We start from the raw sequence: 26,248 nt of genomic DNA on the forward strand, positions 1-26,248 counted from the left end.
CTAACCAACTGAGCTACGGTCGTACAATAATAAACGCTTTAAAATTAATCTAGAAAGATTAATTGGTACGACCGAGTGGATTCGAACCACCGACCCCACCATGTCAAGGTGGTGCTCTAACCAACTGAGCTACGGTCGTACAATAATAAACGCTTTAAAATTAATCTAGAAAGATTAATTGGTACGACCGAGTGGATTCGAACCACCGACCCCCACCATGTCAAGGTGGTGCTCTAACCAACTGAGCTACGGTCGTACAATGTTGAGCAACTATGACTGTTTTGTTGCATTACGTCACTTGCCAACGGCCGCTAATATATAGCGAGCGTTCGAAGGGATCAAGTAAATTTGCTAAATTAATGTTTGTTTGCACTTTTTTCGCTCATACCGGTGCAACTTTACACACTTTGTAGAAGCCTTGCCACCATTGTGCATGCTGCCTGCTCGATGATTTCAGCTCTGTCATCAGGGCCGCTGCATGATCCGGGTATAACGGGTGAGGTATAGCTTGTGAAATTTGAGCGAACGAGTTACTCAGTTCCTGTAACTGATTACTGAGCTGAGACTGGTATGGTTGCAATTGCGAAATAGCGTATTTATTGAAAATATTATGCAACACCTGAGCCTTTTTCTTGTTTTTACCTTCAGGACAAATCGTTTTTTCCAGCTCTATTTGCGACAGCCATGTCGTTAGTTTTTGGTTCCAGCTAATTTGTCTACGCGCACTGGTCATTAAAGTTTGGATATAGCTGTTATTGTGTAATTTACTTAAGGCAGGCGTTATTTTCTGTGGGTCAATGTTTTCAGGGGTAAGTAAACTGTTTGCTATGGACGCAAGCACAGCCAGGCTCTCATTGGCCTGGATCTCATTGTCTGTGCCTCGCTTGTCAGTTTCTTCAAATGTCAGTCGGTTAAATTGGTTTAGTTCGGGCTCTGCTGAGAGCATAAATGCGAAATACTGAGGCAGCGCTGTGCGCTTTTCTTCGGCTGCCTGACGAAGAATGTGTTTGACTTCCTGATTCTGAGTTTTGGTATCCTGAATGCAGCGTTCAGCCAGCTGGATAAAGCGAACTTGATACTTGAATACCTCGCTGGGGACGGCCAGTTTACCGAGTTGGTTATTGTGTCGTGCTACGTCCTGGGCCAGCGCACAATGTCCCAGGTTGGCTAGCTGCAATACAGAGAGCTTAAACGAGGCTTCAGGCCTGGTGGCTGTGTATTCGACGATAGGGGATAGTTTGTCAATGCTGGGCGGAGGGATGTCCAGCACATTGGCCAGCCTGTTGGCATATTCCTGGTTGATGTCACTGGCAGTGGGTGTACAGGCCACTGCCAGTAGCAGGCTAAACAGGATCGGGGCGTAACGTATCAAGCCGTTTCCTCACAAAATAAAGAAGTAGTATAGCGGCGCAAGTCAAACCGACGATAATGCCGACCCAGAACCCTCTGGCACCCATGGCCGATGTCAGTATGTCGGTTTTTGCCAGCACAAAACCGAGGCTGAACCCAATCAGCCAGTAAGACACAAAGGTGACAATGGTGATGGGGCTGGTGTACTTCAATCCACGCAATACACCATTGGCAGCAACCTGCAAAGCATCTGGCAGTTGATAAATACATGCCAGCACGATTATCCCAGAGGCCAGTAACGCCACTTCGGTATTTTGAGTATATACCCAGGCAATCTCATTTCGGATCACGTAGGTAAAGGCCGCAACAATCACTGATACTACCACGGCACAGACAAAGCTGGTGTAGACCGAATTTACCAGTTTGGGGTAATTGCCTTCTCCTGACAAAGTTCCGATACGTATTGCGATCGCCATAGAAAGGCTAAGAGGGAGCATAAACAGAATGGTGGTTACGCTGGCTGCTATTTGGTGTCCGGATACTGCGATGGCTCCGAGATCTGCAATGAATAGGGGAATACAGGCAAATAAGGTCACTTCAAAAAACGTTGCGAGACAAATGGGCAGGCCAAGTTTGACTATTTGAAACAAGGTTGCAGCATGCGGCCGTGCGAAGGCTGTGATCAACCAGTGTCCATCGAGATATTTATTGTTGAAGCTATAAATCAACTGCGCGATGGCCATGACCCAAAATACTAAGGTTGTTGCGAGTCCACACCCCGCGCTGCCCAGTGCAGGCATGCCAAATTTGCCATAGATAAATACATAGTTGGCAAAGACATTGACGACCAGTCCAAGCAAACTAATGTACAAAGCTGCTTTTGTGTTACCAACGCCTTCTGTGACATTACGATAGACAGAAAACAATAAAAAAGCAGGTAATCCCCATTTCACAAAATCAATATACTGTTGTGCTAAGTCTGTGATAGCACTCGCTGCCCCGATACGTGCAAAGACCAAAGGAGTAAAGGCACTGGCAATAAAACCAAGTGAAGAGAGTATTAATGCAAGGTAGATACCCTGCTGAAAGTAGGTTTTAATACCGTCTCGTTGTTTGGCCCCATCGCAGTAAGCAACCATACTGGTGATTGCCAATAGAATACCCTGTAAAGAAAAGGTCATTGGGTTCCAGGTGCCGGTTGCAATTGACAGTGCAGCGAGATCTTCGGCACTGACTTGCCCCGCCATCATAGTGTCGACAACCGACATAAGTACCAGCGTGATTTGGGCAAAAAAGACAGGGGTGGCAAGACGCACCAGGCGCTTTGCTTCCCATAAAGCAAATTTCATACTGAGTCTGGACTTCCTAAAACGTTAATCTTAAAAAACTTCTTTAAAACTTACCACTTTTATCTGATAAAAGCGCAGTTTAATCTGATGAGTGTTTGGGTTACACTGCGCGGCATTATTCTCGAAAATCTGAGTGTTATGTTTACCGGAATTGTACAGACTCAAGCGACAGTAGTTAGTGCTGTGTTGCGCGAAGGGATCATGAAGCTGGTGTTGTCGGTTGACAGCCGATATTTGGAAAAATTGACTCATGGTGCGAGTATCGCAATTAATGGATGTTGTCTGACCGTCACAGATTTTGAAGTAAGAGGTGCAGACGTCGTCGGACAGGTGTCTTTTGATGTGATCGACGAAACGCTCCAGTTGACCAACCTGAACTTGCTGCAGCAGGGCAGCCGGGTTAATTTTGAACGCTCTGTGACCTTTGGTACTGAGTTGGGTGGGCATATTGTGTCCGGCCATGTGCATTGTCAGGCGACGATCCTGGCATATATTCAGGAAGCCGATAACTGCCGGATCAAACTTGCCATTCCTGAGCAGTGGAAAAAATACATTCTTTATAAAGGGTTTATCAGTGTTAACGGTGCAAGTTTGACGGTAGGTAAACTAGAAGAAGATGGTTTCTGGCTTCATCTCATTCCGGAAACACTGGCACTGACCAACATTGGCACAGCCCACGTTGGCGATCTGTTTAATATTGAAGTTGACCAGCAGACATACACGACCGTGAACACGGTAGAACATTATTTGCGTAAAAATAGGGGCAATTTCTCATTGTGAGACTATCCTGGTGGCGCGAGTCGATGATTTCGAGGCGATAATACCGCTGTTACATCCTGTTATCGTTGCGGCGCTGGTATCTGAGGAGACAATACCGTGAGTAGCAGGTGTTGTTCTTAAACATGTGGTGATGTGGGCACTGTCAGTGCCCATTAAAAGACTTGTTCGTCGTCTGCATCAACCCTCAGTTCAAGCTTGTTAATTGCGTAATCTATATGCATGTTCAGATGGATCGGGTTGCAACAAGCTGCGCAATCTTCATAGTAGTCCTGATCACCTTCGCTGGCGTCCAGACTAACAAAAATATGATGGCCACAATGCGGGCAACTAATACGTTGGTCATACAGCTGCTTCATGAGTTTACTCCAACGAGTTTTCCGTTTTTTACATTAATAACTATAGCAGCATTGTGGAGTATTACAGTAAAGTTGCAGTTATTTGCAAAGGTCTTCGATGTGGTTAGCGGCCTGCTTCAGATAATCCCCTGCGAACATATTTGCGTGGCATAGCAAAGGATAGAGTTGATAGATACGCCGGCGGTCTTCATACCCTTCCATTCTGGGGTAAACACTATCATACCCTTCATAAAATGCATGTGGCAGGGGCGCAAAGAGTTCGCTCGATGCGAGATCTATTTCTCTGTCACCATAATAACAAGAGGGGCAGAATAAACAGGGTTTACCCTGGGAAAAGGCGATATTGCCACGCCAAAAGTGGCCGTGAAGCAAAGATGGCGCGACTTGATGTGGCAACATGGGTTTAATGCGCTCAACGAACTGGTCGATATCGACCAGTTTGATCCCTTTTTCTGCCAATAGTTGTAGCTGCCAGGCGATCCGTTCTTCGGCAAAAAACAATTCCCATTTTTTATGCCACTGGTTTGGCTGAGCCAAATCGAAAAAGTAATTATCTTCCTCCAGTCCATACATTTTTTGCTCGTGGCGAGCGTGTAGTTTGGCGAGCGTGGTGCCACAGGTGTACCAATCTTCGAGCTCTCCTGACGTCTCAAGCCATTCAAGCACCAAAAAGCAAAATTCAATGCTTGAGCCTATTGTGATGGTATCGGCAACTAAAAAGTCGCTGTCCCGGATCAATGTGTCATGGTTGCGGGCCTCGCATTCAAAGCGCTCCAGCGCTTGAATATGATCTACTTTAACCAGATAGCAGTGATGATCATTCTCGATTTTAAACAACCGAGCGTGCGCATTGCAGGGCAATTGCGTTTTACGGGTAAACTCGAAATGTTCATGAATTGCATCACTGATATACTGGTTTACGAGATTCCACATAGTCCCGCCAAGGTTTGAGCACCACACATAGTCTAAACTATGGCCGATTTTTGCTATAACACAAATACTTGTAGCGAGATTTAAATTCACTACAATATGCGGCCGGGCAAAATACTCAGATCATAAGAGGCACTGATGAGTAAAAGTTTAGCGACGAATATCCTGGCCGCTGTGGTTGTACTGCTTGGCTGGTTATTAAAGATCGATGTGTTATGGACTATGGGCTTGTTTGCCTTGTCGGGGGCCGTGACAAACTGGCTTGCAATACACATGCTGTTTGAGAAAGTGCCGGGTCTGTACGGGTCGGGCGTGATCACCATTAAATTTAAAGAATTTAAAAGCGCCATTCGTAAACTGATACTCGAAGAGTTCTTTAACGAAGATAAGTTGCGTAGTTTCGCACAAAAAAATGAGATTCAGCTGGATCTGAAGCCAGTTATTACGCAAACCGACTTGTCACCTGCATTCAATAAATTGGTACAGGTGATAGAGGCTTCTCAATTTGGGGCTATGTTGGCCATGGTGGGCGGTAAAGAAGCGATTGAGCCGATGAAAGACAGCTTCACCGATAAAATGAAAGAAGCCTTGTTTGAAATCAGTGAAGGGGAAGATTTTCAGCAGCAACTGTCTGGCCTATTGAGTAGCGGGCAGTCGGTTGATGCCGTAAAAGTAGCCATTGAACATGCTGTTGAAGAGCGTTTGGAAGAACTCACGCCAGCGATGGTCAAAAGTATTGTTCAGGATATGATCCACACGCACCTTGGCTGGTTGGTGGTTTGGGGTGGTGTCTTCGGTGGCTTGTTTGGGCTCATTGCAGCTTTGGTCTAAAGGCCACCTTGTGTGGGTCATTTAGATTGGATAAAACCATTTATATGGACGCATCGTGCTGGGTATCAGTTCACGATGCGCCGAATGGATGGCTGACACTTATCTGGAACCAGAAATGACGATTGTCTGTGTGTTTTCGGTCATCGCTATGTCTGTGATTGACGTGTCAGTCGTAAAGTCGATATTAAGCAGCCCCGCAGTTTTATGCAGGCCAAATTTCTTGGCAAACTGAGGCACTGGCATCTCGTTGCAGGTGAGTTTATTGGCAACAATAGAGCGGCTGATACGATGCTCCGTTAGTTCTTTAATTAAAGTTAGGCGGTGGTTAGTTCCTACTGCAACACATAGCTGTGTCGCGATGCTGTTGTCTGCTCCTACAAATTCTATGTCTCCTGCACTGGCAGCCATGCTGGTGGCCAGAAGCAGAGGGGAAAGCACTAAAGTCGCGGCAAGTTTCATGATCTTCTCCAGATTTATACAAAGCTCACAACAAGTATTAATGCGAATGCTGCAAAATGCTGTAACCATGAAATAACCGAATGTAAGTAACTATGTCTGCTGTAAAAGTGCTAAGTAACAAATTGATTTTAATGCTATAGTTGTTTCAGACGTAAGAGAATAATGTGTTTTGTCAGGGCAGTTTTTTTTCGATTAACTATTTTTCTTTGTTTCATTATAGTGATGTTTTCCTTTAATTGAGCTTAGATTAATACCTGTGTCAAAAGTATGTCGATACTTCTCTGGTTGTGACTGCAATACAGGTTTGTCGACATTGCGTACTGCCGATAATATGCACTGTACTGAGTTTGCAACACCTTTAGGAGTCACACTTGGATTCGCGGTATTGATGTAGAAAAAATAGGGGCTGATCATGCGGTTATGCTTGGCTCCAAGAATGCCATTACAGCTAATAGCAGGTGTATTAAAGTCAGCTTAGTCTCTATTGCAGGGAGAAAACTCGAAATGTGCAGATGGCCGAGCTATATTGTGAACTGTCGAAACTTAGTTGCAATTTTACGTCAATTGTAAGCCAATACTCTGCGGGGTGATCAATCACGCAGAACAATAAGAGAAATATGATGCAAAAATTCAAGCCGACGGCGATTGTACTTGCATTAAGTACAGTTCTTTTAGGGTGCCAGGACAAAGGCCCTCAGAAAGAAAAAGTCACCATTGATAAAAATCCATACCCAAGTACCTATCAGCCTCATAGCTCAGGCTCCACTTTAATCACCAATGCAACTGTACTGACAGGTACAGGCGAGCTGTTGGAAGACACGGATGTATTGCTTAAAGACGGCAAAATCAGCCAAGTTGGTAAAGACCTGTCCGCTCAGGCTGACGTGACCATCGATGCTCAGGGCAAATGGGTCACACCAGGTATTATTGATGTGCATTCACATCTGGGTGCTTATCCAAGCCCTTCTGTAGAGTCTCATGCAGACGGTAACGAGATCACCAAGCCGAATACAGCCCAGGTATGGGTTGAGCACTCAGTTTGGCCACAGGACCCGGGCTTTAACCGGGCGCGTGAAGGCGGGATCACCACCTTACAGATCCTGCCCGGCTCTGCCAACCTGTTTGGCGGTCGCAGTGTAACGCTGAAGAACGTGCCATCACCAACTATGCAAGGCATGAAGTTTCCGGATGCACCCTATGGTCTGAAAATGGCGTGTGGTGAAAACCCGAAACGTGTTTATGGTGGTAAGGGCGTCGCACCTTATACGCGTATGGGTAACATGGCGGGATATCGTGCTGCCTGGGCTGAGGCGACCGAATACAAACAGGCTTGGGAACAATATGATGCGGCTTATGCGGCAGGACTGAACCCGGATGCACCAAAACGTGACATTCGTTTGGATACGCTTCGTGGTGTGCTTGACGGTGAAATCCTGATCCACAATCACTGCTATAAAGCGGAAGAAATGGCTATGATGATCGACCTCTCTAAAGAGTTTAATTATCACTCGGGTACTTTCCACCATGGTATTGAAGCTTATAAAGTCGCTGATCTGCTTGCCGAGAATGGTAATTGTGCCGCATTGTGGCCTGATTGGTGGGGCTTCAAAATGGAAGCATATGACATGGTTCCTGAAAACGTTGCCATCGTGGATGCCGTTAAAAATTCATGTGCCGTTGTTCACTCTGATTCAGACACCACAATCCAACGTTTGAATCATGAAGCTGCCAAAATCATGAACACTGCGAACCAGGCCGGATTCTTGCTTAAAGAGCAAGATGCCATTAAATGGATCACATATAATGCGGCTAAATCGCTCGGTATCGAAGAAAAGACCGGGTCGGTCAAACAAGGTAAGCAAGCGGATATTGTTATCTGGGACCGCAATCCATTTAGCGTTTATTCTAAAGCCGAAACCGTCTACATCGACGGTGCCAAAGTATATGACCGCTTCGATGAGAAATATCAGGCGGTGAGTGATTTTATGCTGGGTCAGCGCTAAGGAGTAAATGATGAATAAGTTTAAGATTTCTTTATTGACCAGTGCATTGCTGGCTTCTTCAGCCGCATTTGCTCAGATCACGGCGATCACCAATGCTAAGGTTCACACATTGACTGACGCGGGTACCCTGGAAGGGGCAACTGTGGTAATTGAAGACGGCACCATCACTGCGATTAACCCAACGAGTATCGAGGCCGATGTGACGATTGATGCACAAGGCCGAGTTCTTACGCCTGGTTTTATTGGTTCAATGAACCAGCTAGGACTGGTTGAAGTGAGCGCAGTGGCCGGCTCAAGAGATGCAGGTGATGATAAAGCCGACGTGGATTTTGATGCCAGCCCGGCATTCAACCCTCGTTCGTCGCTGATCCCATATGGTCGCAAAGGCGGTATCACGCAAAATGTGGTAATGCCACATGGCGGAAAGAGCATTTTCAAAGGGTTAGCCTTTGTAGTGGACTTATCCGGAGAGTTTGACAGTGTACTGAAGACGCGCACTGCATTGTTGGTTGACATGGATGCAAGCAGCACCGGGTCGCGTGCAATGAAATACAAAACCCTGGCAGAAAAGCTTGAAGGTCAGCAGCAAAAGCTGTCTGATAAGGGCAAGAAAGACGATAAGAAAGCAGCGAAGAAGCCAAGCCAGGAAGAGCAGGTACTGACCGCAGTATTGAAAGGTGAAATGCCAGTTGTTGTTGGCGTAGAACGCGCATCTGACATCCTTGAAGTATTGAAGGTGAAAGAGCAGTTTGGCCTTAACCTGGTTCTTTGGGGCGTGAATGACGCTGTTCTGGTTAAAGAGGAAATCGCTAAGGCGAATGTTCCTGTGGTTATCAGTGCAGTGTCTAACTTGCCAACCAGTTTTAGCTCATTACATGCTGATCTTACCAACGCCGGAGAGCTTGAGCGTGCTGGCGTAAAAGTGCTGTTGTCTGGTTTTGCATTTGAAGGGGCGCACAATTTGTATCAGCTGCGTTTCGATGCGGGTATTGCTGTCGCACATGGTATGAGTTACGAAGGGGCGCTAAAAGCGGTCAGTAGCAATATTGCAGATGTATTTGACCTGGACGGGGGTAAGATTGCCTCTGGCCAGCGTGCAGATTTGGTACTTTGGAGCGCCGACCCATTTGAGTTTACTACAACCTTAGATAAACTCTGGATCAATGGTGAAGAAGTGAGTACAGAATCTCGTCACGATAAACTAAGAGACCGCTATACCACAGACTCCGATATGCCTCGCGCGTATACTAAGTAATCAAGATATCGATAAAGGTCCGTCAGGGCCTTTTTTCTTGCCTAAAAATCATATTTTCACTCTGTCGATTTGCGTTTAACCGTTAAAAAAGTAAGACCGCTGGCGCTGTTGAATGGGGCTGCCATAGGATATAATTTGGCTAAGTCTTAAGAGGTTATAAACGTTTGAAGTGGCAAGCTCTGGTCGATAATCGACAGCGATTTTTCTGGGTTTTACAAATTGCAGGCTGGATTGGCTATGCATTGGTAAACTACATAGGTTCAAAAGTATTCGAAATGCGCGATATTTACGTTTTTGTGATCGTGCTCAACGCCTATGCAGGTTGTCTGATGACAGTGCCATTGCGTTATCTCTACCGTAAAGTATGGAACGCAAAACCACTATTGCTTATCTTTGTTGTTTTTAGCACCTCTTACCTGACAGGCACACTTTGGTCTGTCGTTCAGAAGTTTAACATGTGGGAAATTTACCGGCATGGATACAGGCCCGAAGAATGGTATTACTACCTTCAGCAAGGTTTGGATTCTGTTTACATTATTTTGTGTTGGAGTGGTCTATATTTCGGTATTAAGTACTATCAGCTGCTGCAAAGTGAACGACAGAAGGCACTGAAAGCTAATACGATGGCCCACGAAGCGCAACTTAAAATGCTGCGTTACCAGCTAAATCCCCACTTTCTTTTTAATACACTCAATGCCATTTCAACGCTGGTACTGGTTGAAGAGAATAAAGATGCCAATCAAATGGTGTCCAGGCTGAGCGATTTCCTGCGTTATACATTAAATACAGACCCAATAAAAAAAGTACCGCTAGAGCAGGAGTTGCATGCACTCAAATTGTATTTGAATATTGAGAAGGTGCGTTTTGATGAACGCCTTGAAGTGGTTTTTGATATCACTGAAGAAGCCAAACAAGCACTGGTGCCTAGTCTGATCATGCAACCGTTAATTGAAAACTCAATCAAATATGCTATTGCGCATATGGCCAGTGGTGGCAAAATCGAGATAAGAGCTCAGGTTTTTGCCAATGAGCTATTGTTAGAGGTAGGTGATAACGGGCCGGGTGCGTCCATAGAAAATGGCCAGTTGAGCAATGTCCAGGGGGTAGGTATTGCCAATACCCAGGACAGACTAAGAACATTATACGAAAATAATTATTCATTTGTGCTTGCGCACAATACGCCTTCTGGATTGAAGGTGAATATACGAGTTCCTTTTGAAAAGGCTGAGAAGTAAAGTAATGAGCAAAATCAGAACGCTAATAGTAGACGATGAGTCCCTAGCCAGAAAAGGCCTGGCTGTGCGCTTAAAACAGATAGAAGACATAGACGTTATCGAGTTGTGCAGCTCAGGGGAGCAAGCGCTTGAGTTATGCGCCAATCAACAAATCGATCTGGTATTTCTCGATATTCAAATGCCAACCATGAATGGGTTTGAAGTGGCCAGAGCGCTCAGTGAGAGTGTTAAGCCGTTGCCGGCCATCGTGTTTGTCACTGCTTTTGATCATTATGCAGTAAAAGCCTTTGAAATTCATGCTTTAGATTACATCCTAAAGCCCGTAGATGACAACAGACTAAAACAGGCGGTTGAAAAAGTGCATAGCTATTTGAAAACACAACAAGATAATGCTCACAAGAAAAAGCTCGCCAGCTTCGTTGCCGGTATCACAGGCAATAACTGCGAAGAAATTCTGCGTAAATTGGCTACTGGTGACACCATTGAAGACAAAAAGTATCCAGAGTCGATTGCGGTAAAAGAGCAGGGGGAAATCATTCGAGTATCTGCTGCCTCTATTCAATGGATTGATGCTGCCGGAGATTACATGTGTTTGCACTGCTCTGACGGTCAGACTCATATTTTGCGTAAAACGATGAAAGAGCTTGAGCAGGAATTGGACCCTAAATTATTTGTGCGTGTTCATCGCTCAGCTATCGTCAATACCAAGCAGATCAGCAAGCTGGTTACACAAAGCAGTGGCGAGTATTTGTTGGTGTTAGAAAATGGCCAGGAGTTAAAAGTCAGCCGAAGCTACCGTGACAAAGTTAAAGCGGCTTTAGCAAGCTAGACCGTTTTTGGATGATGAATTGAGAAGGAAGGGTTATCCGGGCAGCAATGCCACCCGGACTCAGACTTTCTAGACGGTGACAATTTTCATTGTATTGGTCGCACCAATGGTTTCCATTACGTCACCGTGAGTTAGGATCACCGTATCGCCTTGTTCCAGCGCACCTGTTTCGACCAGTGTATTTAGCGCATCGCGAACGGTTGATTCTCCACTACATTGGGTAGAATCAAAATAAACCGGATAAACGCCCCGATAGAGCGCTGTCTGGCCAAGTGTTCTGGCATGTCGAGAAAGTGAATAGATTGGCAAGCCAGAGCTAATTCTCGACATTAATTTAGATGTATTTCCAGACTCAGTCAGTGCAACGATGGCTTTTACTGAAGTCAGATGGTTTGCCGCATACATAGCTGACAGGGCCAGTGTTTCTGATGTATCAGTAAACATGCTATCCAGTCGGTGTCTTGAAATGTGTGTTTGTGGCTGTGATTCAGCACCAAGACAAACACGTGCCATCGTTGCGACGGTTTCTTCCGGATATTCGCCTGCAGCTGTTTCTGCTGACAGCATTACGGCATCAGTGCCATCCAGTACCGCATTTGCTACGTCCATGACTTCGGCACGGGTCGGCATCGGGTTATCTATCATAGATTCCATCATTTGTGTTGCAGTGATAACCGTTCTGTTGAGTGAACGTGCACGGCTAATGATTTGCTTTTGCTTGCCTACCAAGGCCGCATCACCAATTTCTACACCCAAATCACCCCGTGCAACCATCACTGCGTCTGAGGCTAATACAATGTCGTCAATCGCTTCAACTGAATCAACGGCTTCTGCACGTTCAATCTTAGCCAGTAGTTGTGCGTCTGATCCTGCTTTTTCAGCAAGGCCCCGAACGTAGCGCATGTCGTCGCCGCTGCGCGGGAATGAAACGGCAATATAGTCAACGCCAATTTCAGTCGCAGTAAGTAAATCTTCTTTGTCTTTTTCGGTAAATGCAGGCGCTGTCAGGCCACCCCCCAATCGGTTGATGCCCTTATTGTTCGACAGGACACCGCCGACAGTAACCGTACAGTGCACTTTATTGCCCGAAACGTTATCTACGGTTAGCTGGATAAGACCATCATTCAACAGAAGTAAATCGCCCGCATTTACATCATTTGGTAGCTCTTTATAATCAATACCGACAGACTCGATAGTGCCTTCACCTTTTTCAAGTTCAGCGTCTAGAGTAAACTTTGCACCTACGTCTAGGTTAACTTTGCCGTCTTTGAATGTAGAAACACGAATTTTGGGACCCTGCAAATCAGCCAGTATTGCGACGTGTTTGTTCAACTTTTTTGCAATTTCCCTGACTGCTTCTGCGCGGTCTTTATGGTCCTGTGCGACACCGTGGGAAAAGTTCAAACGAACGACGTTTGCACCTGCGCGAATGATTTTTTCTAAGTTATTATCTCTATCTGTAGCTGGCCCTAGTGTTGCTACAATCTTTGTGCGTCTAAGCATCAGGTTCTCCTGTTGGCTTGTCTCGGTGACTTTATCTGGATAACTTGCTGGGTTTTAAGAAAGAAATATCTTATAGCCCTTTTTAACATGCAAATTAAATTATATGATCTATATGAACTGATTATGACACCGGTGTCAGGTGGCGTCAATCACGACTTTTTGTCAATAACATGCCGTACTTATCTAAAATTGATTAATTTACAATCAGGTAGGCGGGATCAGTGAGGTAAGCTGAACGCTTTATATCCGACTCAGCTTGGGTATAATGACGGTACGCTACCGAAAGACTATTGAATTTGTTACCGAGGAGGAAAACTTAATGCAAGTTGCATTAGTTGGTTTGGGTGTGATGGGGAAAAACCTCGCGCTAAATCTTATAGAACAGGGCATGACATTAGTTGCCTATGATAAAAACCCGGACGCGGGAGCGGAGCTATTAAGTTGCGCGCAGTCGTCGGGTATTGCCGAGCGCCTTCACATCGTTTCCGATCTTGCTGACATGGTTAAGCGATTGGATACGCCAAGGTCTGTTTTGCTTCTGGTACCGGCTGGTGAGCTGGTTGATAAAGTGTGTCAGGACTTAATTGAAGCGGGTGTCGAGAAAGGCGACATCATTGTCGATTGTGGCAATAGTAACTACAAAGATGGTATTGCCCGCAAACTTAAGTACCAGAACAAGTTCGAGTTTGCCACGATGGGGATTTCGGGTGGTGCAGAAGGGGCTCGACATGGGCCTGCTATGATGGCCAGTGGCTCAGAAGGTGGCTGGGAGCGCTTAATTCCTTGGTTCGAAAAAGTGGCTGCCACGCACAATGGTGAGTCTTGCTTTGCACGTGTTGGTCAGTCGGCTAGTGGCCATTTTGTGAAGATGGTTCACAATGGTATTGAGTACGCCTTGATGCAGCTTATCGCAGAGATGTATCAGCTGTTACGCATAGGTACCGGCCGCTCACCTGCTCAGGTAGCAGAGGTGTTTAAGAGCTGGTCTGAAGGGCCGCTTAACAGCTATCTGCTCGCTATTTCAAGCCATATTCTGAGCCTTGAAAGCGATCAGAATGAACCTATGGTTGACCTAATTGACAATAAAGTGGGTGCAAAGGGAACGGGTCTTTGGACTGCACAAAATGCGCTTGAGCTTGGGATCGCAGTTCCGTCTTTGGTGGCTGCTGTGCAAGCCAGACATTTGACCAACACCATAGATACACCAGCAGCGAAAGAAATGACGTATGCTCAGCGTGCAACAAACAGTGTAGATCTGGATTTGGATGAACTCAAAGATGCATTCTATTTTGCCAGCCTGCTTTGTTATCGTCAGGGTTTGGCACTGATCAAAGGCGCGTCCAGATCGCACCAGTGGAAAGTTGATCTGGATAAAACCCTTCAGACATGGCGTGCAGGGTGTATCATCAGAGCCGATTATCTGGACGATATTGCCAAAGGCGTTGAGTTCCTGGATACACAAGAAGGGCCTGCCAATGCTTTACGTAAAATTGCTGGTCAGGCAATTCAGAGTGGCCTGGCGTTCCCTGTACTGGCTTCTACACAAACCTATTTCGCGACACTGAGTACGCCGAGCAATGGCCACTTAGTTCAGGCGCAGCGTGATTATTTCGGTGAGCACGGAATTAAGACCCACAGCGGTGAGTCGTGTCACCTGACTGATTTAGCTGAGATTGACGCTAAAGTCAGATAAATTGTTTGACTGTTCAAATAAAAAGCCCGGGATGTCAGCCCGGGCTTTTTTGTATGTGTGCGTATGATGGCTAACGAGTCAGTTCACCACGCAGGTTGTCTTGCATCAGGTGACGTACGGTCTCCAGTTCGAGACCCTGACTGAATAAGTAATGTAGCTTAGTCAGACATGCTTCCAACGTCATATCATACCCACTAATTACGCCGCAGTTGAGTAGGGCGTTACCTGTCGCATAGCCACCCATATTAACCTGACCCTGAATACACTGGGTTAAATTAACGATCACGACCCCTCTGTCCGAGGCCGCTTTAAGAGCGTTAAGAATATCTTCTTGCTGAGGTGCATTGCCGACACCAAAGCTCAGTAATATAAGGGCTTTGATATCACTCTGCAGCACATTCGCTACCATGGTGCTACTGATACCTGGGTACAGGTGCAGCACGCCTATGGGTTGTGATGCAACAGATGTGACGCGCAAACCCTGGTCAACGTATGGGCTGAGCTGACCTTCGAGTAATTGAATATTGATCCCAGCCTGAGCGAGAGGGGCCATATTGGGAGAGGCAAAGGCGTCAAATCCGTCAGCATGTGCTTTGATGGCACGATTACCTCGAAAGAGTTTGTTATTAAAAAACAGGCTTACTTCGGCAATGGGGTAGTTTGCGGCGAGATACATTGCATTAAGCAAGTTAACCTGGCCATCAGAGCGAAGTTGGGACAGGGGAATTTGTGAACCTGTGATAATCACAGGCTTGGTCAGGTTTTCGAACATAAATGACAGTGCAGATGCCGTGTAAGCCATGGTATCTGTGCCATGCAATACGACGAACCCATCGTACTCTTCGTATTTACTCTTAATGTCGTCGGCTATTAGTTGCCAGTGTTGTGGCGACATGTCAGATGAATCGATCAGTGGGCAGTATTCATGAATGTCGAACAGGGGCATTTCTTCTCGGGTGAATTCAGCATTACTTTTTACCGTCTCTGTGAGATATCCTGAGACGGGTACGTACCCCCGGCTGGATTGCTTCATGCCAATTGTGCCGCCTGTATAGGCAATATAGATTTTTTTTCTTTTCATTCTGGTACCTAAAAAAAAGCCCGGATCCTAGTCCGGGCTAATTATATCAACTGCAGCATCACAATGCAGTCAAATCATTGAGACATTCCTTACTCACCCACTATGCAAGTGGTACACAAGGTGTAGATGTTGTTAGGGTCATTAAATTGTGTGATCATCGCAGCACTTTGTTTCACCTGATAGAAAAGCTGGTTGAGCCCTTCATGAGCAATCGGATTTAATGACGGCGCATTATCTTCTGACGCTGAAAGCAAAGACTGCATGGTTGCTGAGCCGAAAATATCCTGTAGTAGCTGCTCCTTTTCTGACAGGGTTTGCTCAACAGTGTAAATATCGTAATGCTCAAGGTTGGCCATTTTTGCAGCAGCTTCAATCGCTTGCTGCTTAGTACCAAGTTGGTCAATAAGCCCAAACTCATGCGCTTGAGTAGCAAGCCATACCCGGCCTTGTGCGACATCATCTACGTCAGATACTGGCAGGTTACGGGAATCTGCTATCACAGAAATAAACTTGTTGTAGGCATCTTCCACACCCATTTGCAATACATCTGCAAACTTAGGATCCAGGCCTCTGGACAAAGAGGACGACTTAAGCTCAGTCGTTGCCACACCGTCTGAATATACGCCCAATTCTTTCAATGAATTCTCAAAGGTTAAGATGGTTCCAAAGACACCAATAGATCCGGTAATTGTACTTGGAGACGCCCAAATTTCGTTAGCAGACGCTGCAATCCAGTAGCCGCCTGATGCTGCCACTGAGCCCATAGACGCAATCACTGGTTTTCCGGCAGCTTTAATGGCCAGCACTTCGTTACGAATAACTTCGGAAGCAAACATACTGCCGCCACCAGAATCAATCCTTAACACCACAGCCTTTACTTTGTCATCCAGTCGGGCTTTTCGTAGCAGAGCCGCTGTTGAGTCACCGCCTATCATACCGGCTTTACGTTTGCCGTCGACAATCGTGCCTTTTGCAACGACTACGGCGACTTTTTCGGTAAATGGATTCGGGCCAAAGTCGTGTGACGCGGTACTTGCAAAGTAGTCCTCGAAAGAGATTTGTTTGAAGCGCTTACCATTGTTCTGAGTGCCTACCAGGTCAATCATTTTTTGGTTGAATTCCTGGTCTGTTTCGAGTGAATCAACCCAGCCATACTTTAAGGCAAATTGCGCAGAGTCGCCGGTCACCGAGGCCATTTTATCTACATATTGAGTAAGTGTTTCGTCAAAGTTGGCAAGTTCAAATCCGCGCTTGTTTGCTACGTCTTGTTTGTACTGAGACCATAAAGTGTTAAGCCAAAGTTTGTTGGCTTCTTTTGCAGCCGCAGACATATCATTACGAATGAATGGCTCAACCGCTGACTTATAGGTACCTACCCGAAAGATGTGTTGTGTGACCTTGAGCTTTTCCAGTGCCTCTTTAAAGTACATTGGGTAGGAGCCATAGCCACTGATGTTAATGCCCCCGTACGGGTGAACAGATACTTCGTCGGCGTGAGCGGCCAGATAATACTGAGACTGACTAAAATACGGGCTATGCGCAAAGACCTTTTTTTCTGATTCTTTGAAAGATTCAATAGCACCGGCAATATCACGTAACTTATCCAGGTGTGCGTAGTGCATATGACGTAAATCTAGGTAAAGCGCTTTGATGCGGGGGTCGCGGGCCGCTGTATTGATGGTGTTGACAACATCGTCGACCAGCATTTCTTTGGGCAGGTCTTGTTTACCGAACACGTCTCCCATAGCTGCGTCTATTGGGTCAACATAAGTTAGTTGCTCAACCAGTTTACCAGACAAGTTCAGTCGCAATACACTGTCCTGCGTTACCTGAGGTTGCTCCTCCGTTGAGAAAACACCGATCATCGCTGCAATGATCAGGAAGAAGAACAAAAAATTGAGGATCAAGCGGCGAGAAAAGTTTATCGCGTGCCAGATCCCGAGAAAAAATTTACCGATCAATTTCAAAGCTATACCTCTGAATGTCTTAGTGGAATGTACTCACTGTTAATCATAACTTAGTTGCCGCAGCGTCGTTAGAACAAAAACGTAACTAAGTATTTATTTGGCGACGATGGGCGAAAAATCAATCACTTTTCTATCATTGAATCGTATTTAACAGAAATTAGTCGCGGTTTTTGCTTGCGAAAAAATATAAAATCGTTAATGTTCACAGGTAAGACCAGTTACATTGGGGCACGCAATGTTAGAACAAAAACTACAATTGAAGAACACAGATTTGCGAAATCGCTTGGTCATGGGCTCGATGCATACAGGCCTTGAAGAGGGATGGCACAACAGGAAACGGCTCAAAGCGTTTTATGAGGAGCGCGCAAAAGGGGGGGTTGGCCTGATCATCACCGGTGGGTATAGCCCAAACCTGCGTGGTAAACTTACGCCGATATCTTCTTCATTTAACAGCCGCTATGACATCATTAAGCACCGGGCCTATACCGATGCTGTCCATGCACATGGCGGTAAAATTTGTCTTCAGTTATTACATGCAGGGCGCTACGCGTATCATCCATTTAATGTTGCACCCAGTGATATTAAAGCACCCATTAATCCATATACGCCAAAATCGATGTCGTTGAGCATGATCCGCAATACCGTTAAAGACTTTGCTAAATCGGCCAAAATGGCAGAAAAGGCGGGCTATGATGGGGTGGAAATCATGGGCTCTGAAGGTTATCTGATCAATGAGTTTATGGCTGAGCATACCAACAAGCGTCAGGACTTATACGGGGGAACGCTGGAAAATCGCATGCGACTGGCGGTTGAAGTGGTACGCGCAGTAAGAGAAAAGGTATCCGCAAAGTTTATCATAGTATTCCGTTTGTCAGTTATGGACCTGATCCCCAATGGCTCGACTGCTGAAGAGGTTACGCTTCAAGCCAAAGCGTTGGAAGAAGCCGGTGTCGACATTCTGAATACCGGTATTGGTTGGCACGAAGCACGTGTCCCGACGATTGCTAGCATGGTACCGGCCGGGGCGTTTCGTGAAGCATCAAAGCGGCTTAAAGATGTGGTCGATATTCCGGTCGTGGCCGTGAACCGAATTAACACACCTGAGCTGGCAAATGATATTTTGAACCAAGGTGAGGCTGACTTGATTTCTATGGCGCGGCCATTACTTGCGGATCCAGAATTCTTTAATAAGTATGCTGAAAATAAACCTGAACAGATCAATATTTGCATCGGCTGTAATCAGGGGTGCCTTGATCACGTGTTTAAAGGTAAGCGGGCAACTTGCCTGGTTAACCCACAGGCCGGCTATGAACTGGATTATCCGCTGGAGCGCACCAACAGCCCTAAGCAGGTATTGGTTGTGGGCGCTGGGCCAGCAGGCCTGTCTGCAAGCTGCTATCTGGCTAAGAAAGGACACAAAGTTACACTGATTGATAAGAATCAACATGCCGGAGGTCAGTTCAATCTGGCAATGCGCATACCTGGTAAGGAAGACTTTAAATACACCCTAAATTACTTCCTCAAAGAAGTAGCACGTCTGGGCGTGACCATGAAGCTGGGTTGCGAGTACGAGTCGTCTATGGCTCAGTCTTATGATGATATTGTCTTCGCAACGGGCGTTAGCCCCAGACAGTCCAGAATTACTTGCAGCGATGGCAAACGTGTTTTCGCTTACGATGAAGTGATCCGCAAAGAAGTTGAACTAGGAGACAAAATTGCGATTCTGGGTGCGGGTGGTATTGGCTTCGACATGGTTGCTTTTCTCGCTGAGCAAGCCGATCAGAGTATCGATGAGTTCAAAGCGCAGTGGGGAATTGAATGCCAGCCGTCAGACACTGCAACAGGAAAAAAGCTGTACATGCTTAAACGCAGTGAAGGACGCTTTGGCAGTAACTTAGGTAAGACAACAGGGTGGATCCACCGAGCTGTTGCCAAGCACCACAATGTTGAGCAGATTGCCGAGTGCGAGTATATCTCATTCGACAGCAAAGGTTTGTTGGTTAAGCAAGCGGGTAAAGAACGCGTTCTGGACGTGGACACGGTTGTGGCCTGTATTGGACAAACCTCTAATGATGCGTTGTTCAACAAAGAGGCTATGCCTGCGAATCAACATGTGATAGGCGGAGCCAAATTGGCATCAGCCATTGATGCTAAACGGGCTATTTATGAAGCCCTTCAGGTTGCCAGAAAAATATAATCGTTCCAGGGCAGACAAAGCACGGGCATGCTTATTAGGCATATCACCCGTGTTTTGTGCTATTTAAAACCATACTATTTGCAATAAAAAACGGTGATTTAAGGTCTACACTCTATAACATCAGTTATCACAGACTTTATTTATGTTTAAATCACTCTATTCCTTTTATCGTACCTTTCTTACTAGATTAGCCTTGCTCGACGGTCTGGCGCCATTGATGCTCAGGTTGATCCTGGCACCAGTTATGATCATAGCCGGCTACAGCAAACTAAACCTCGCTAATTCTGATATTACTGGCCTGTCGCGCTTGCTGGCCGATGAAAATGTGGTGGCCTGGTTTGGTAACGCAGATTGGGGGTTAGGCCTGCCGGCACCGGACTTGCTGGCCTTTCTGGCAGGCTGGACAGAGTTTCTCGGTGGCTGGTTTTTGTTAATTGGTCTGGCAACACGTTTGGTGTCCATTCCACTTGCTGTGACCATGTTTGTCGCTGCAACTCAGGTGCATTGGCATAACGGCTGGTTTTCAGTTGCTCCCAGTAATCCGGATACCAGCGCAGCACAGGTTTTTGCCTGGTTGGGCAGCGATGCTGCGAAGCAGAGTCTGGAAGCAAGCGCAGAAGTCGCTGAACGCTTGTCTCGTATCAAAGAGATTGTTGCAGCGAATGGGCTACCAGAATATCTTTATGAGTATGGCAATCCGGTGATCCTGAACAATGGTATTGAGTTCGCGGCTATCTATTTTGCGATGCTGATAAGCCTCTTGTTTACAGGAGGTGGACGCTACTTTAGTGTGGATTACTGGGTCCGAAAGCCGCTGGAACCTGAGCAAAATTACTTGCCTTAAGCGGTTTTTGAAAGCAGACACTAAACTTTTGCGCCGGTGTCGCGTTAGAATAGGGTACTAACAGAAATTTTAGGAATTACAAATGGATGCCATTGAACTATTAACGACGCGACAATCCGACAGCAACTTGTCATTCCCGGGTCCTGATGCGGCTCAGCTGGAAGTAATAAAAAAAGCAGCTCTTAAAGTGCCAGACCACGGAGGATTAAAACCATGGCGCTTTATTCTGGTTGAGGAGCATGGCAGGGAGAAACTGGGCGAGATTTTTTATCAGGCTGCTGTTGAGGAGCAACAAGAGCAACGCATCATTGACCGTGCTAAATCCTTACCTGAACGCGCTCCTATGCTTATCATTGCAGTTTCTCCTTATATGGAACATCCAAAAGTGCCCAGAATAGAGCAAGTAGAAAGCGCAGCTTGTAGCGTATTTGCTATGCAGCAGGCGGCCTTCGCTCAGGGGCTATCTGGCGTATGGAGAACGGGTTACTTTGCACAAAGTAACTCGGTGAAGCGCCAGCTGGGATTGAATGAACAGGATGAAATCGTTGGTTATCTTTACCTGGGTACACCAACCGTACACTGTACCAAACCTGTCAGGCATCAGCCTGAAGACTTTTTTACTCAGTTATAACTCTTGCAGCCAGCCGCATTCTTCTAACGTTTTTAGGCGTACAGTATCGAAGTCGGTTGGTCTGATGCACAGCTTGATAGGGCCTGTATGGTGCGCATTAGTGGCATTAAATCGTGTGAGTGGGCAGGCCTTTTAAAACGGTTCTAACAGTGCTTATCATTATGGTAGGGCTAATAAAGAAAATGCCGCTTTGCAGCGGCATTGGGCTCAGATAGGAACTGTTAGTCTTTTGCTATTAGCTAACAAGAAAAACAGAGCCTACAAACTTAGAAGTAACCACGGATCCCTAACTTGAAGTTACGTCCTGGTAACGGGGCTTGCTCTTTGATAAATGAGCTATGTACAAAGCCAAGTTCATCAGTGATGTTGTCTACATTCACATAACCTACCAGATCTACACCAGATAAACTGAAGTTGTAGCTAAAGCTTGCATCAAGCAAGGTGTAGCTGTCTGTTTTAGTTTCTGACTGCGCGAGGTTGTCCTGCGTCATGTAGTGAGTAGCACTTAGTTCAGCCATAAAGTCTTGTAGCTCGAAGCGGTAGCTTGTGCCCAGCTTGTTCGATGGAATACGTGGCAGGTATTCGCCTGAGTCCAGCTCAGCTCTCAGGTGGTCACCAAAGACCTTAATGCGGTTACGCGCATCAATTTGATAGTGGGCGTCAAATTCAAACCCATATAGTTCAGCATCGGCGCTTTCAAACTGATATACAGGTAGGGCTCCATCATGGTGATGATCAGCCAGTTCAATGCCGTGTTCACCGGTATACATGTAGCCAGTATTACGCTGATAATAGTAATTTGAGACATCATTGTAGAAGAAGTTTACTGTGTAACCAAAATCGCCAATGAAACGTCTGAAACTGATATCCAGGTTCGTCGATCTTTCCTGTTCAATGTGCTCAGGTTCGAAGTGAACTTCATCACCTTCGATGTGGTAGCCAAGGCCGAGCTCGTAGGTCGAGGTGGCGATGTGCAGGCCATTTGACAGCAACTCGGCAGTCAGAGGTGCACGCTCTGAGCGAGACAGGTTAACGGCAACATTTTGCCCTTCTGCATAGTCATACACGGCTCCAATTGAGGCACTAAAGTTAGTAGTATCCAGTGTATAGTCGATCACCTCAGCCATGTGCTCATCTTCATGACCTTCATGCTCGTGGTCATGCTCGTCGTGACCGTGGTCATCATGATCATGCTCGTCATGGTCATCGTGGCCTGACGTAAAGTTGCTAGACAATGCGAAGTCTTCAACACGTGCACCCAGCTCTAAAGTTACATCACCAAAACGGCGCTCTTCAAGCACGTAGAATGCGTGTGTTTTTGTGTTAGTCGCTGGGGTGAACGCTTCTGCGCCTTCAGCGGCGTAGTCACTGTCAGAGAAGTGATAACCGATAATGCCGTGCCACTCGCCCAACCTGTGCTCGATATTAGTTCTCAGTTCAGTTGTTTCGTTAGTAAACGTTGTTCCAACGGCACCATGTTCAATTTCAGAGTGTTCATAATCGGTAAAACCTGCGCGCACCTGAATAGACTCGATCCAGTTGTTATGCAATGCATAGTTAAACATTGCCTGCCATCTGTCTTGCTTAACACGAGCGAAGACTGCTTCTTCTTCTGTCCCATGTGCATGGTCGTGCTCGTCTTCGCTATGCTCATCATGGTCGTCATGATCATGTTCGTCGTGGTCATGCTCATCATGGTCATGTTCATCACCATGGTCGTGATGTTCATGCGAGTGGGCAGGGATCCCGTAGTCGGTTTCAATGCGACCGTACGACAAGCCAACCGTCAGGTGGTCGCCAACGAAGCTGGTACCAATATTAAATTGCTCGGAGTCGATAAAGGTATTGGCAACACGCTCAGCGTACTCAGTCTCGCCGTGTTCCTCTTCTCCGTGCTCATCGTGACCATGTTCATCATGCTCATCATGACCGTGTTCATCATGCTCATCATGACCGTGTTCATCGTGATCATCATGTCCATGTTCATCGTGGTCATGCTCGTCATGTTCTTCGCCAGGTAAGCCGAAACGTGGTGTTTCGTAATCGCCGCCTTTACGCGTTACGCCATCAAAGTGGAAGTTAAAGCCGTTGTTGCCTGCTTCGAATAAAGCAGCGACTGTATTGGTATTTGAATTGGTGTCATGGCTGAATTCAGCTGCACCCTGAACACCTTCAATCACATCAGTTGGGATACGATTATCAACCACATTAACTACACCACCAATAGCGCCTGAACCATATAGCAATGTAGCAGGGCCACGTAGCACTTCAATTTGCTGTGCAGCGAGAGAGTCGTTGGTATTGGCATGATCAGGGCCGACGCGAGATGCATCACTGCTGTCGAGGCCGTTTTGGGTAATTTTAACGCGTGGACCATCTAAGCCACGAATGATCGGACTTGATGAGACAGGGCCAAAATAACTGGCGTTGATACCTGGTAGTTGCTTGAGTGTTTCACCCAGAGTTGGCTTTGCGCTGTTTTTCAGCTCATCACCACTTAAAACGGCTACAGGAGAGGCCATTTCGATGTTGCTTTTGTGCAGAGCAGAGGCATATACCACTACGCTCTCAACTGAACTTGGAGCCAGCTTAACGGTTACATAAGGTGAGTCCGGAGAAACATCAATGCGCTCATTGATAAAGTTGTCTTTACTGACATGCAGCTGAGCGGCTTGATCGACGTTAATGCTAAATTGGCCGTTAATATCAGTTTTAACGGACTGAGATTTACCGTGCAAATGCACAGTAGCATTTGGCACTGGCTGGTTATTGGTATCCAGCACTTTACCTTTTAATTGTGCGGCAGAGGCCTGCGAGGAAAAAATTGCGCTGGTTATGGCAAAAGTGATCAAAGACTGCTTAAACATAGTACTCATTCTGAATTGTTTATACTTGCAATAATATAACACCGCATTATTGCGGTATCAATGATGTTATACTATCTCTTTAAGTTTGCATTATTTTGACGGCTTAATATAGTTAGTTTGATAGGTTCAGGTACAAATATCATGACTGATCTCTTTGTTTTTAAGGTGCGAATGAATATTGCAGACTTGTTTCATCGCTCACATCATCAGGAAGTGTTCACCGCAGCGCTGCAAAAAGCCGAGACATTGGAGCATTTTGTATTAAAGCTGATAGGGTTTTGCGGTCTGTCTTACTTAGACAATGTGCACTGGCTGGGAGTGAGAGAGAAGCATCAGCCAGACGTGTGGCTAGAGAATGCGCAGGGGCAAGTAGACGTTGCACTTTATGCTGGAGAACATAGCCTGATTGAACTGCACAAGTATCGTAAACAAGCGAATAAGGTGGTTTTTCTGGTGTCTGACGCTGATGCTTGGTATGCAGAACTGGCACCTCATCTGATAGCGGTACGGGATATCCGTATTTTTTCACTATCCGCAGATTTTGTGAGTCAATTGGCCAGTGTTTTATCGCGTAGTCTGCATTGGGACGTGATTATAGATAATGGGGTGATCAGCGTGAGTGACAAAGTGGATTACTATCAAAGTGAGATCATTAAACTACACTAGCTTAATGATCACATCGGTAACTGGCTGACTGCAACAGAGCAAAATTTCTCCGTCACGCACGAATGCCAAAGGTTCCTGATTGTAGGCTATCTTTCCCCGGCAGAGCTTAGCGCGGCACGCTCCACAAAACCCTTCTCTGCACTGATAGGCAACTTCAACCTGATTGGCTTCAAGCGTTGCAAGGAGTGAAGGGGAGTGAGCCGCGTGAAGGAGCGGCTCTTTTTCAGGGTCAAGAAAGATTTTTTTGACTGGCCTGTCTGTCATTACAGGTCAAAGTCACCAAAGTCAGACGCATCGACTTCCGCATCAATCTGACCTACCAGGTATGAGCTGATCTCAGCCTCTTGTGGTGCGACCTGAACATTGTCAGACACTAACCAGGCGTTGATCCAGGGGATAGGATTACTGTTACTTTCAAACTGTGCAGGTAAACCGACAGCAGTCATGCGTACATTGGTAATGTATTCAACATACTGACAAAGAATGTCTTTGTTCAGGCCAATCATAGAGCCATCTTTAAATAGGTATTCTGCCCATTCTTTTTCCTGCTCAGCGGCTTCTACAAACATCTGGATCGCTTGTTCCTGACACTGTGCAGCGACTATCGCCATTTCTGGATCATCTTTGCCATCTTGCATAATGTTAAGGATGTGCTGAGTACCAGACAAGTGTAGTGCTTCGTCACGGGCGATCAGCTTGATGATCTTGGCGTTACCTTCCATGAGCTCACGTTCTGCGAATGCAAATGAACAGGCGAAGCTCACATAAAAGCGGATCGCTTCTAGGATGTTCACCGACATAATGCAGAGATAAAGCATTTTCTTTAGCTCAAACAGGTTAATATGCACTGTTTCGCCGTTGATTTCGTGCTTACCTTCGCCGTACAGATTGTACAAAGAGACCTTTTCGATCAAAGCGTCATAATGTTTAGTAACCGCTTCTGCACGTTCACTGATCTTATCGTTTTCGACGATATCGTCGAAGATCAGTTCAGGTGACTTAGTGACATTGCGAATAATATGCGTGTAAGAGCGGCTGTGGATCGTTTCACTGAAAGCCCAGGTCTCGATCCAGGTTTCCAACTCTGGGATTGAGACGATAGGGAGCAAAGCAACATTGGGAGAACGCCCCTGCACACTGTCTAACAGTGTTTGATATTTTAGGTTGCTTAGAAAAATGTGTTTCTCGTGCTCTGGTAATGCCTGGAAATCCAATCTGTCTTTACTGACGTCTACTTCTTCAGGACGCCAGAAAAAAGACAGTTGTTTTTCGATCAGCTTTTCGAAAATAGGGTACTTTTGCTGATCATAACGGGAGACATTAACAGATTGGCCGAAAAACATCGGCTCCTGCAATTGATTGTTGTGGGTTCTGTTAAACGTAGAATACGACATAGATAATTCTCGACACCAAAAAAGAGCG

Annotated in this window: 22 protein-coding genes and 2 tRNA genes; 11 read left to right on the plus strand and 13 right to left on the minus strand. The window is 46.1% G+C overall.

Annotation, left to right across the window (positions count from 1 at the left end):
- Positions 1–63: 63 nt before the first annotated feature.
- The 4 genes from IY568_RS07540 to IY568_RS07555 all read right to left on the minus strand — a co-directional run bounded on the left by IY568_RS07540 (position 64) and on the right by IY568_RS07555 (position 2,699).
- A tRNA-Val gene (locus IY568_RS07540) sits at positions 64–139 on the minus strand.
- A gap of 40 nt (positions 140–179) precedes the next feature.
- Positions 180–256, minus strand: a tRNA-Val gene (locus tag IY568_RS07545).
- 126 nt (positions 257–382) lie between these two features.
- On the minus strand, positions 383–1,372 hold the full coding sequence (locus tag IY568_RS07550) for a DUF3080 family protein (protein ID WP_194867222.1): 990 nt from the start codon (positions 1,370–1,372) through the stop codon (positions 383–385).
- Positions 1,344–2,699: an MATE family efflux transporter gene (locus IY568_RS07555; protein WP_125559740.1), complete on the minus strand. Its 1,356-nt coding sequence runs from the start codon at positions 2,697–2,699 to the stop codon at positions 1,344–1,346. The genes IY568_RS07550 and IY568_RS07555 overlap by 29 nt, the downstream gene beginning before the upstream one ends.
- Before the next feature lie 138 nt (positions 2,700–2,837).
- On the opposite strand from IY568_RS07555, the gene IY568_RS07560 reads away from it, so the two are divergent.
- The gene (locus IY568_RS07560; protein ID WP_125559798.1) at positions 2,838–3,479 is read left to right on the plus strand and encodes a riboflavin synthase subunit alpha; all 642 of its coding nucleotides are present in this window, start codon (positions 2,838–2,840) and stop codon (positions 3,477–3,479) included.
- 152 nt (positions 3,480–3,631) lie between these two features.
- Here the strand turns inward: IY568_RS07560 and IY568_RS07565 are convergent, their stop codons facing one another.
- Positions 3,632–3,835, minus strand: coding sequence for a CPXCG motif-containing cysteine-rich protein (locus IY568_RS07565; RefSeq protein WP_010384490.1), 204 nt, complete (start codon positions 3,833–3,835; stop codon positions 3,632–3,634).
- Between the two features lie 78 nt (positions 3,836–3,913).
- A complete protein-coding gene (locus IY568_RS07570) occupies positions 3,914–4,768 on the minus strand; it encodes a fructosamine kinase family protein (RefSeq protein ID WP_194867223.1) in 855 nt (284 codons plus the stop codon).
- Positions 4,769–4,903: 135 nt separating this feature from the next.
- Here IY568_RS07570 and IY568_RS07575 point away from each other — a divergent pair, with 135 nt between their 5' ends.
- Positions 4,904–5,596 (plus strand): DUF445 domain-containing protein, encoded by a 693-nt coding sequence (locus tag IY568_RS07575; RefSeq protein ID WP_125559736.1) that lies wholly within the window; start codon positions 4,904–4,906, stop codon positions 5,594–5,596.
- Between the two features lie 99 nt (positions 5,597–5,695).
- Here IY568_RS07575 and IY568_RS07580 read toward each other — a convergent pair whose 3' ends face one another.
- Positions 5,696–6,055 carry a DUF3718 domain-containing protein gene (locus tag IY568_RS07580; protein ID WP_164517515.1) on the minus strand — a complete coding sequence of 120 codons (360 nt, stop codon included), beginning with the start codon at positions 6,053–6,055 and terminating at the stop codon, positions 5,696–5,698.
- Between the two features lie 620 nt (positions 6,056–6,675).
- Here IY568_RS07580 and IY568_RS07585 point away from each other — a divergent pair.
- From IY568_RS07585 to IY568_RS07600, 4 genes are all read left to right on the plus strand, one after another.
- Complete coding sequence (locus tag IY568_RS07585; protein ID WP_194867333.1) at positions 6,676–8,058, plus strand: amidohydrolase; 1,383 nt, start codon at positions 6,676–6,678, stop codon at positions 8,056–8,058.
- Positions 8,059–8,068: 10 nt separating this feature from the next.
- A complete protein-coding gene (locus tag IY568_RS07590; RefSeq protein WP_138536037.1) occupies positions 8,069–9,313 on the plus strand; it encodes an amidohydrolase family protein in 1,245 nt (414 codons plus the stop codon).
- A gap of 164 nt (positions 9,314–9,477) precedes the next feature.
- The gene (locus tag IY568_RS07595) at positions 9,478–10,548 is read left to right on the plus strand and encodes a sensor histidine kinase (RefSeq protein WP_010384498.1); all 1,071 of its coding nucleotides are present in this window, start codon (positions 9,478–9,480) and stop codon (positions 10,546–10,548) included.
- 4 nt (positions 10,549–10,552) lie between these two features.
- Positions 10,553–11,377 carry a LytR/AlgR family response regulator transcription factor gene (locus IY568_RS07600; protein WP_125559731.1) on the plus strand — a complete coding sequence of 275 codons (825 nt, stop codon included), beginning with the start codon at positions 10,553–10,555 and terminating at the stop codon, positions 11,375–11,377.
- 69 nt (positions 11,378–11,446) lie between these two features.
- Here the strand turns inward: IY568_RS07600 and pyk are convergent, their stop codons facing one another.
- Positions 11,447–12,880, minus strand: a complete 1,434-nt coding sequence (gene pyk, locus IY568_RS07605; RefSeq protein WP_125559729.1) for a pyruvate kinase — start codon at positions 12,878–12,880, stop codon at positions 11,447–11,449.
- A 319-nt stretch (positions 12,881–13,199) separates the two neighbouring features.
- Here pyk and gndA point away from each other — a divergent pair, with 319 nt between their 5' ends.
- Complete coding sequence (gene gndA, locus IY568_RS07610) at positions 13,200–14,573, plus strand: NADP-dependent phosphogluconate dehydrogenase (RefSeq protein WP_125559727.1); 1,374 nt, start codon at positions 13,200–13,202, stop codon at positions 14,571–14,573.
- A gap of 70 nt (positions 14,574–14,643) precedes the next feature.
- Here gndA and ansA read toward each other — a convergent pair whose 3' ends face one another.
- Together ansA and sppA are read right to left on the minus strand one after the other, a co-directional pair.
- Positions 14,644–15,654, minus strand: coding sequence for an asparaginase (gene ansA / locus IY568_RS07615; RefSeq protein WP_194867224.1), 1,011 nt, complete (start codon positions 15,652–15,654; stop codon positions 14,644–14,646).
- Positions 15,655–15,743: 89 nt separating this feature from the next.
- Positions 15,744–17,615: a signal peptide peptidase SppA gene (gene sppA, locus IY568_RS07620; RefSeq protein ID WP_228553227.1), complete on the minus strand. Its 1,872-nt coding sequence runs from the start codon at positions 17,613–17,615 to the stop codon at positions 15,744–15,746.
- Between the two features lie 241 nt (positions 17,616–17,856).
- On the opposite strand from sppA, the gene IY568_RS07625 reads away from it, so the two are divergent.
- From IY568_RS07625 to IY568_RS07635, 3 genes are all read left to right on the plus strand, one after another.
- Positions 17,857–19,818, plus strand: a complete 1,962-nt coding sequence (locus tag IY568_RS07625; RefSeq protein ID WP_125559721.1) for an FAD-dependent oxidoreductase — start codon at positions 17,857–17,859, stop codon at positions 19,816–19,818.
- 142 nt (positions 19,819–19,960) lie between these two features.
- Complete coding sequence (locus IY568_RS07630; protein WP_138536027.1) at positions 19,961–20,662, plus strand: DoxX family protein; 702 nt, start codon at positions 19,961–19,963, stop codon at positions 20,660–20,662.
- Between the two features lie 82 nt (positions 20,663–20,744).
- Positions 20,745–21,293 (plus strand): NAD(P)H nitroreductase, encoded by a 549-nt coding sequence (locus tag IY568_RS07635; protein ID WP_138536025.1) that lies wholly within the window; start codon positions 20,745–20,747, stop codon positions 21,291–21,293.
- 266 nt (positions 21,294–21,559) lie between these two features.
- Here the strand turns inward: IY568_RS07635 and IY568_RS07640 are convergent, their stop codons facing one another.
- Positions 21,560–24,160, minus strand: coding sequence for a TonB-dependent receptor (locus IY568_RS07640; RefSeq protein WP_194867225.1), 2,601 nt, complete (start codon positions 24,158–24,160; stop codon positions 21,560–21,562).
- A 141-nt stretch (positions 24,161–24,301) separates the two neighbouring features.
- Here IY568_RS07640 and IY568_RS07645 point away from each other — a divergent pair, with 141 nt between their 5' ends.
- Entirely contained in the window at positions 24,302–24,826 is a 525-nt protein-coding gene (locus tag IY568_RS07645) for a YaeQ family protein (protein ID WP_125559714.1), read from the plus strand.
- Here IY568_RS07645 and yfaE read toward each other — a convergent pair.
- Entirely contained in the window at positions 24,818–25,090 is a 273-nt protein-coding gene (yfaE, locus tag IY568_RS07650; RefSeq protein ID WP_138536021.1) for a class I ribonucleotide reductase maintenance protein YfaE, read from the minus strand. The two genes, IY568_RS07645 and yfaE, sit on opposite strands and share 9 nt — an antisense overlap.
- Positions 25,090–26,220, minus strand: coding sequence for a class Ia ribonucleoside-diphosphate reductase subunit beta (gene nrdB, locus IY568_RS07655; RefSeq protein ID WP_049866281.1), 1,131 nt, complete (start codon positions 26,218–26,220; stop codon positions 25,090–25,092). Before nrdB ends, yfaE begins: the two co-directional genes overlap by 1 nt.
- Between the last annotated feature and the right edge of the window lie 28 nt (positions 26,221–26,248).

Source organism: Pseudoalteromonas sp. PPB1 (assembly GCF_015356275.1).
In the GTDB taxonomy this organism is placed as follows: Bacteria; Pseudomonadota; Gammaproteobacteria; order Enterobacterales; family Alteromonadaceae; genus Pseudoalteromonas; species Pseudoalteromonas rubra_D.

What these genes read in the sequence shown, in the direction of transcription:
- pyk (WP_125559729.1), bottom strand. Translation starts at nt 12,880, where the DNA reads ATGCTTAGACGCACAAAGATTGTAGCAACACTAGGGCCAGCTACAGAT.
- IY568_RS07570 (WP_194867223.1), bottom strand. Translation starts at nt 4,768, where the DNA reads ATGTGGAATCTCGTAAACCAGTATATCAGTGATGCAATTCATGAACAT.
- yfaE (WP_138536021.1), bottom strand. Translation starts at nt 25,090, where the DNA reads ATGACAGACAGGCCAGTCAAAAAAATCTTTCTTGACCCTGAAAAAGAG.
- IY568_RS07555 (WP_125559740.1), bottom strand. Translation starts at nt 2,699, where the DNA reads ATGAAATTTGCTTTATGGGAAGCAAAGCGCCTGGTGCGTCTTGCCACC.
- IY568_RS07590 (WP_138536037.1), top strand. Translation starts at nt 8,069, where the DNA reads ATGAATAAGTTTAAGATTTCTTTATTGACCAGTGCATTGCTGGCTTCT.
- ansA (WP_194867224.1), bottom strand. Translation starts at nt 15,654, where the DNA reads ATGAAAAGAAAAAAAATCTATATTGCCTATACAGGCGGCACAATTGGC.
- IY568_RS07560 (WP_125559798.1), top strand. Translation starts at nt 2,838, where the DNA reads ATGTTTACCGGAATTGTACAGACTCAAGCGACAGTAGTTAGTGCTGTG.
- IY568_RS07640 (WP_194867225.1), bottom strand. Translation starts at nt 24,160, where the DNA reads ATGTTTAAGCAGTCTTTGATCACTTTTGCCATAACCAGCGCAATTTTT.
- IY568_RS07600 (WP_125559731.1), top strand. Translation starts at nt 10,553, where the DNA reads ATGAGCAAAATCAGAACGCTAATAGTAGACGATGAGTCCCTAGCCAGA.
- nrdB (WP_049866281.1), bottom strand. Translation starts at nt 26,220, where the DNA reads ATGTCGTATTCTACGTTTAACAGAACCCACAACAATCAATTGCAGGAG.
- IY568_RS07630 (WP_138536027.1), top strand. Translation starts at nt 19,961, where the DNA reads ATGTTTAAATCACTCTATTCCTTTTATCGTACCTTTCTTACTAGATTA.
- IY568_RS07645 (WP_125559714.1), top strand. Translation starts at nt 24,302, where the DNA reads ATGACTGATCTCTTTGTTTTTAAGGTGCGAATGAATATTGCAGACTTG.
- IY568_RS07575 (WP_125559736.1), top strand. Translation starts at nt 4,904, where the DNA reads ATGAGTAAAAGTTTAGCGACGAATATCCTGGCCGCTGTGGTTGTACTG.
- gndA (WP_125559727.1), top strand. Translation starts at nt 13,200, where the DNA reads ATGCAAGTTGCATTAGTTGGTTTGGGTGTGATGGGGAAAAACCTCGCG.
- IY568_RS07585 (WP_194867333.1), top strand. Translation starts at nt 6,676, where the DNA reads ATGCAAAAATTCAAGCCGACGGCGATTGTACTTGCATTAAGTACAGTT.
- IY568_RS07580 (WP_164517515.1), bottom strand. Translation starts at nt 6,055, where the DNA reads ATGAAACTTGCCGCGACTTTAGTGCTTTCCCCTCTGCTTCTGGCCACC.
- IY568_RS07625 (WP_125559721.1), top strand. Translation starts at nt 17,857, where the DNA reads ATGTTAGAACAAAAACTACAATTGAAGAACACAGATTTGCGAAATCGC.
- IY568_RS07635 (WP_138536025.1), top strand. Translation starts at nt 20,745, where the DNA reads ATGGATGCCATTGAACTATTAACGACGCGACAATCCGACAGCAACTTG.
- IY568_RS07565 (WP_010384490.1), bottom strand. Translation starts at nt 3,835, where the DNA reads ATGAAGCAGCTGTATGACCAACGTATTAGTTGCCCGCATTGTGGCCAT.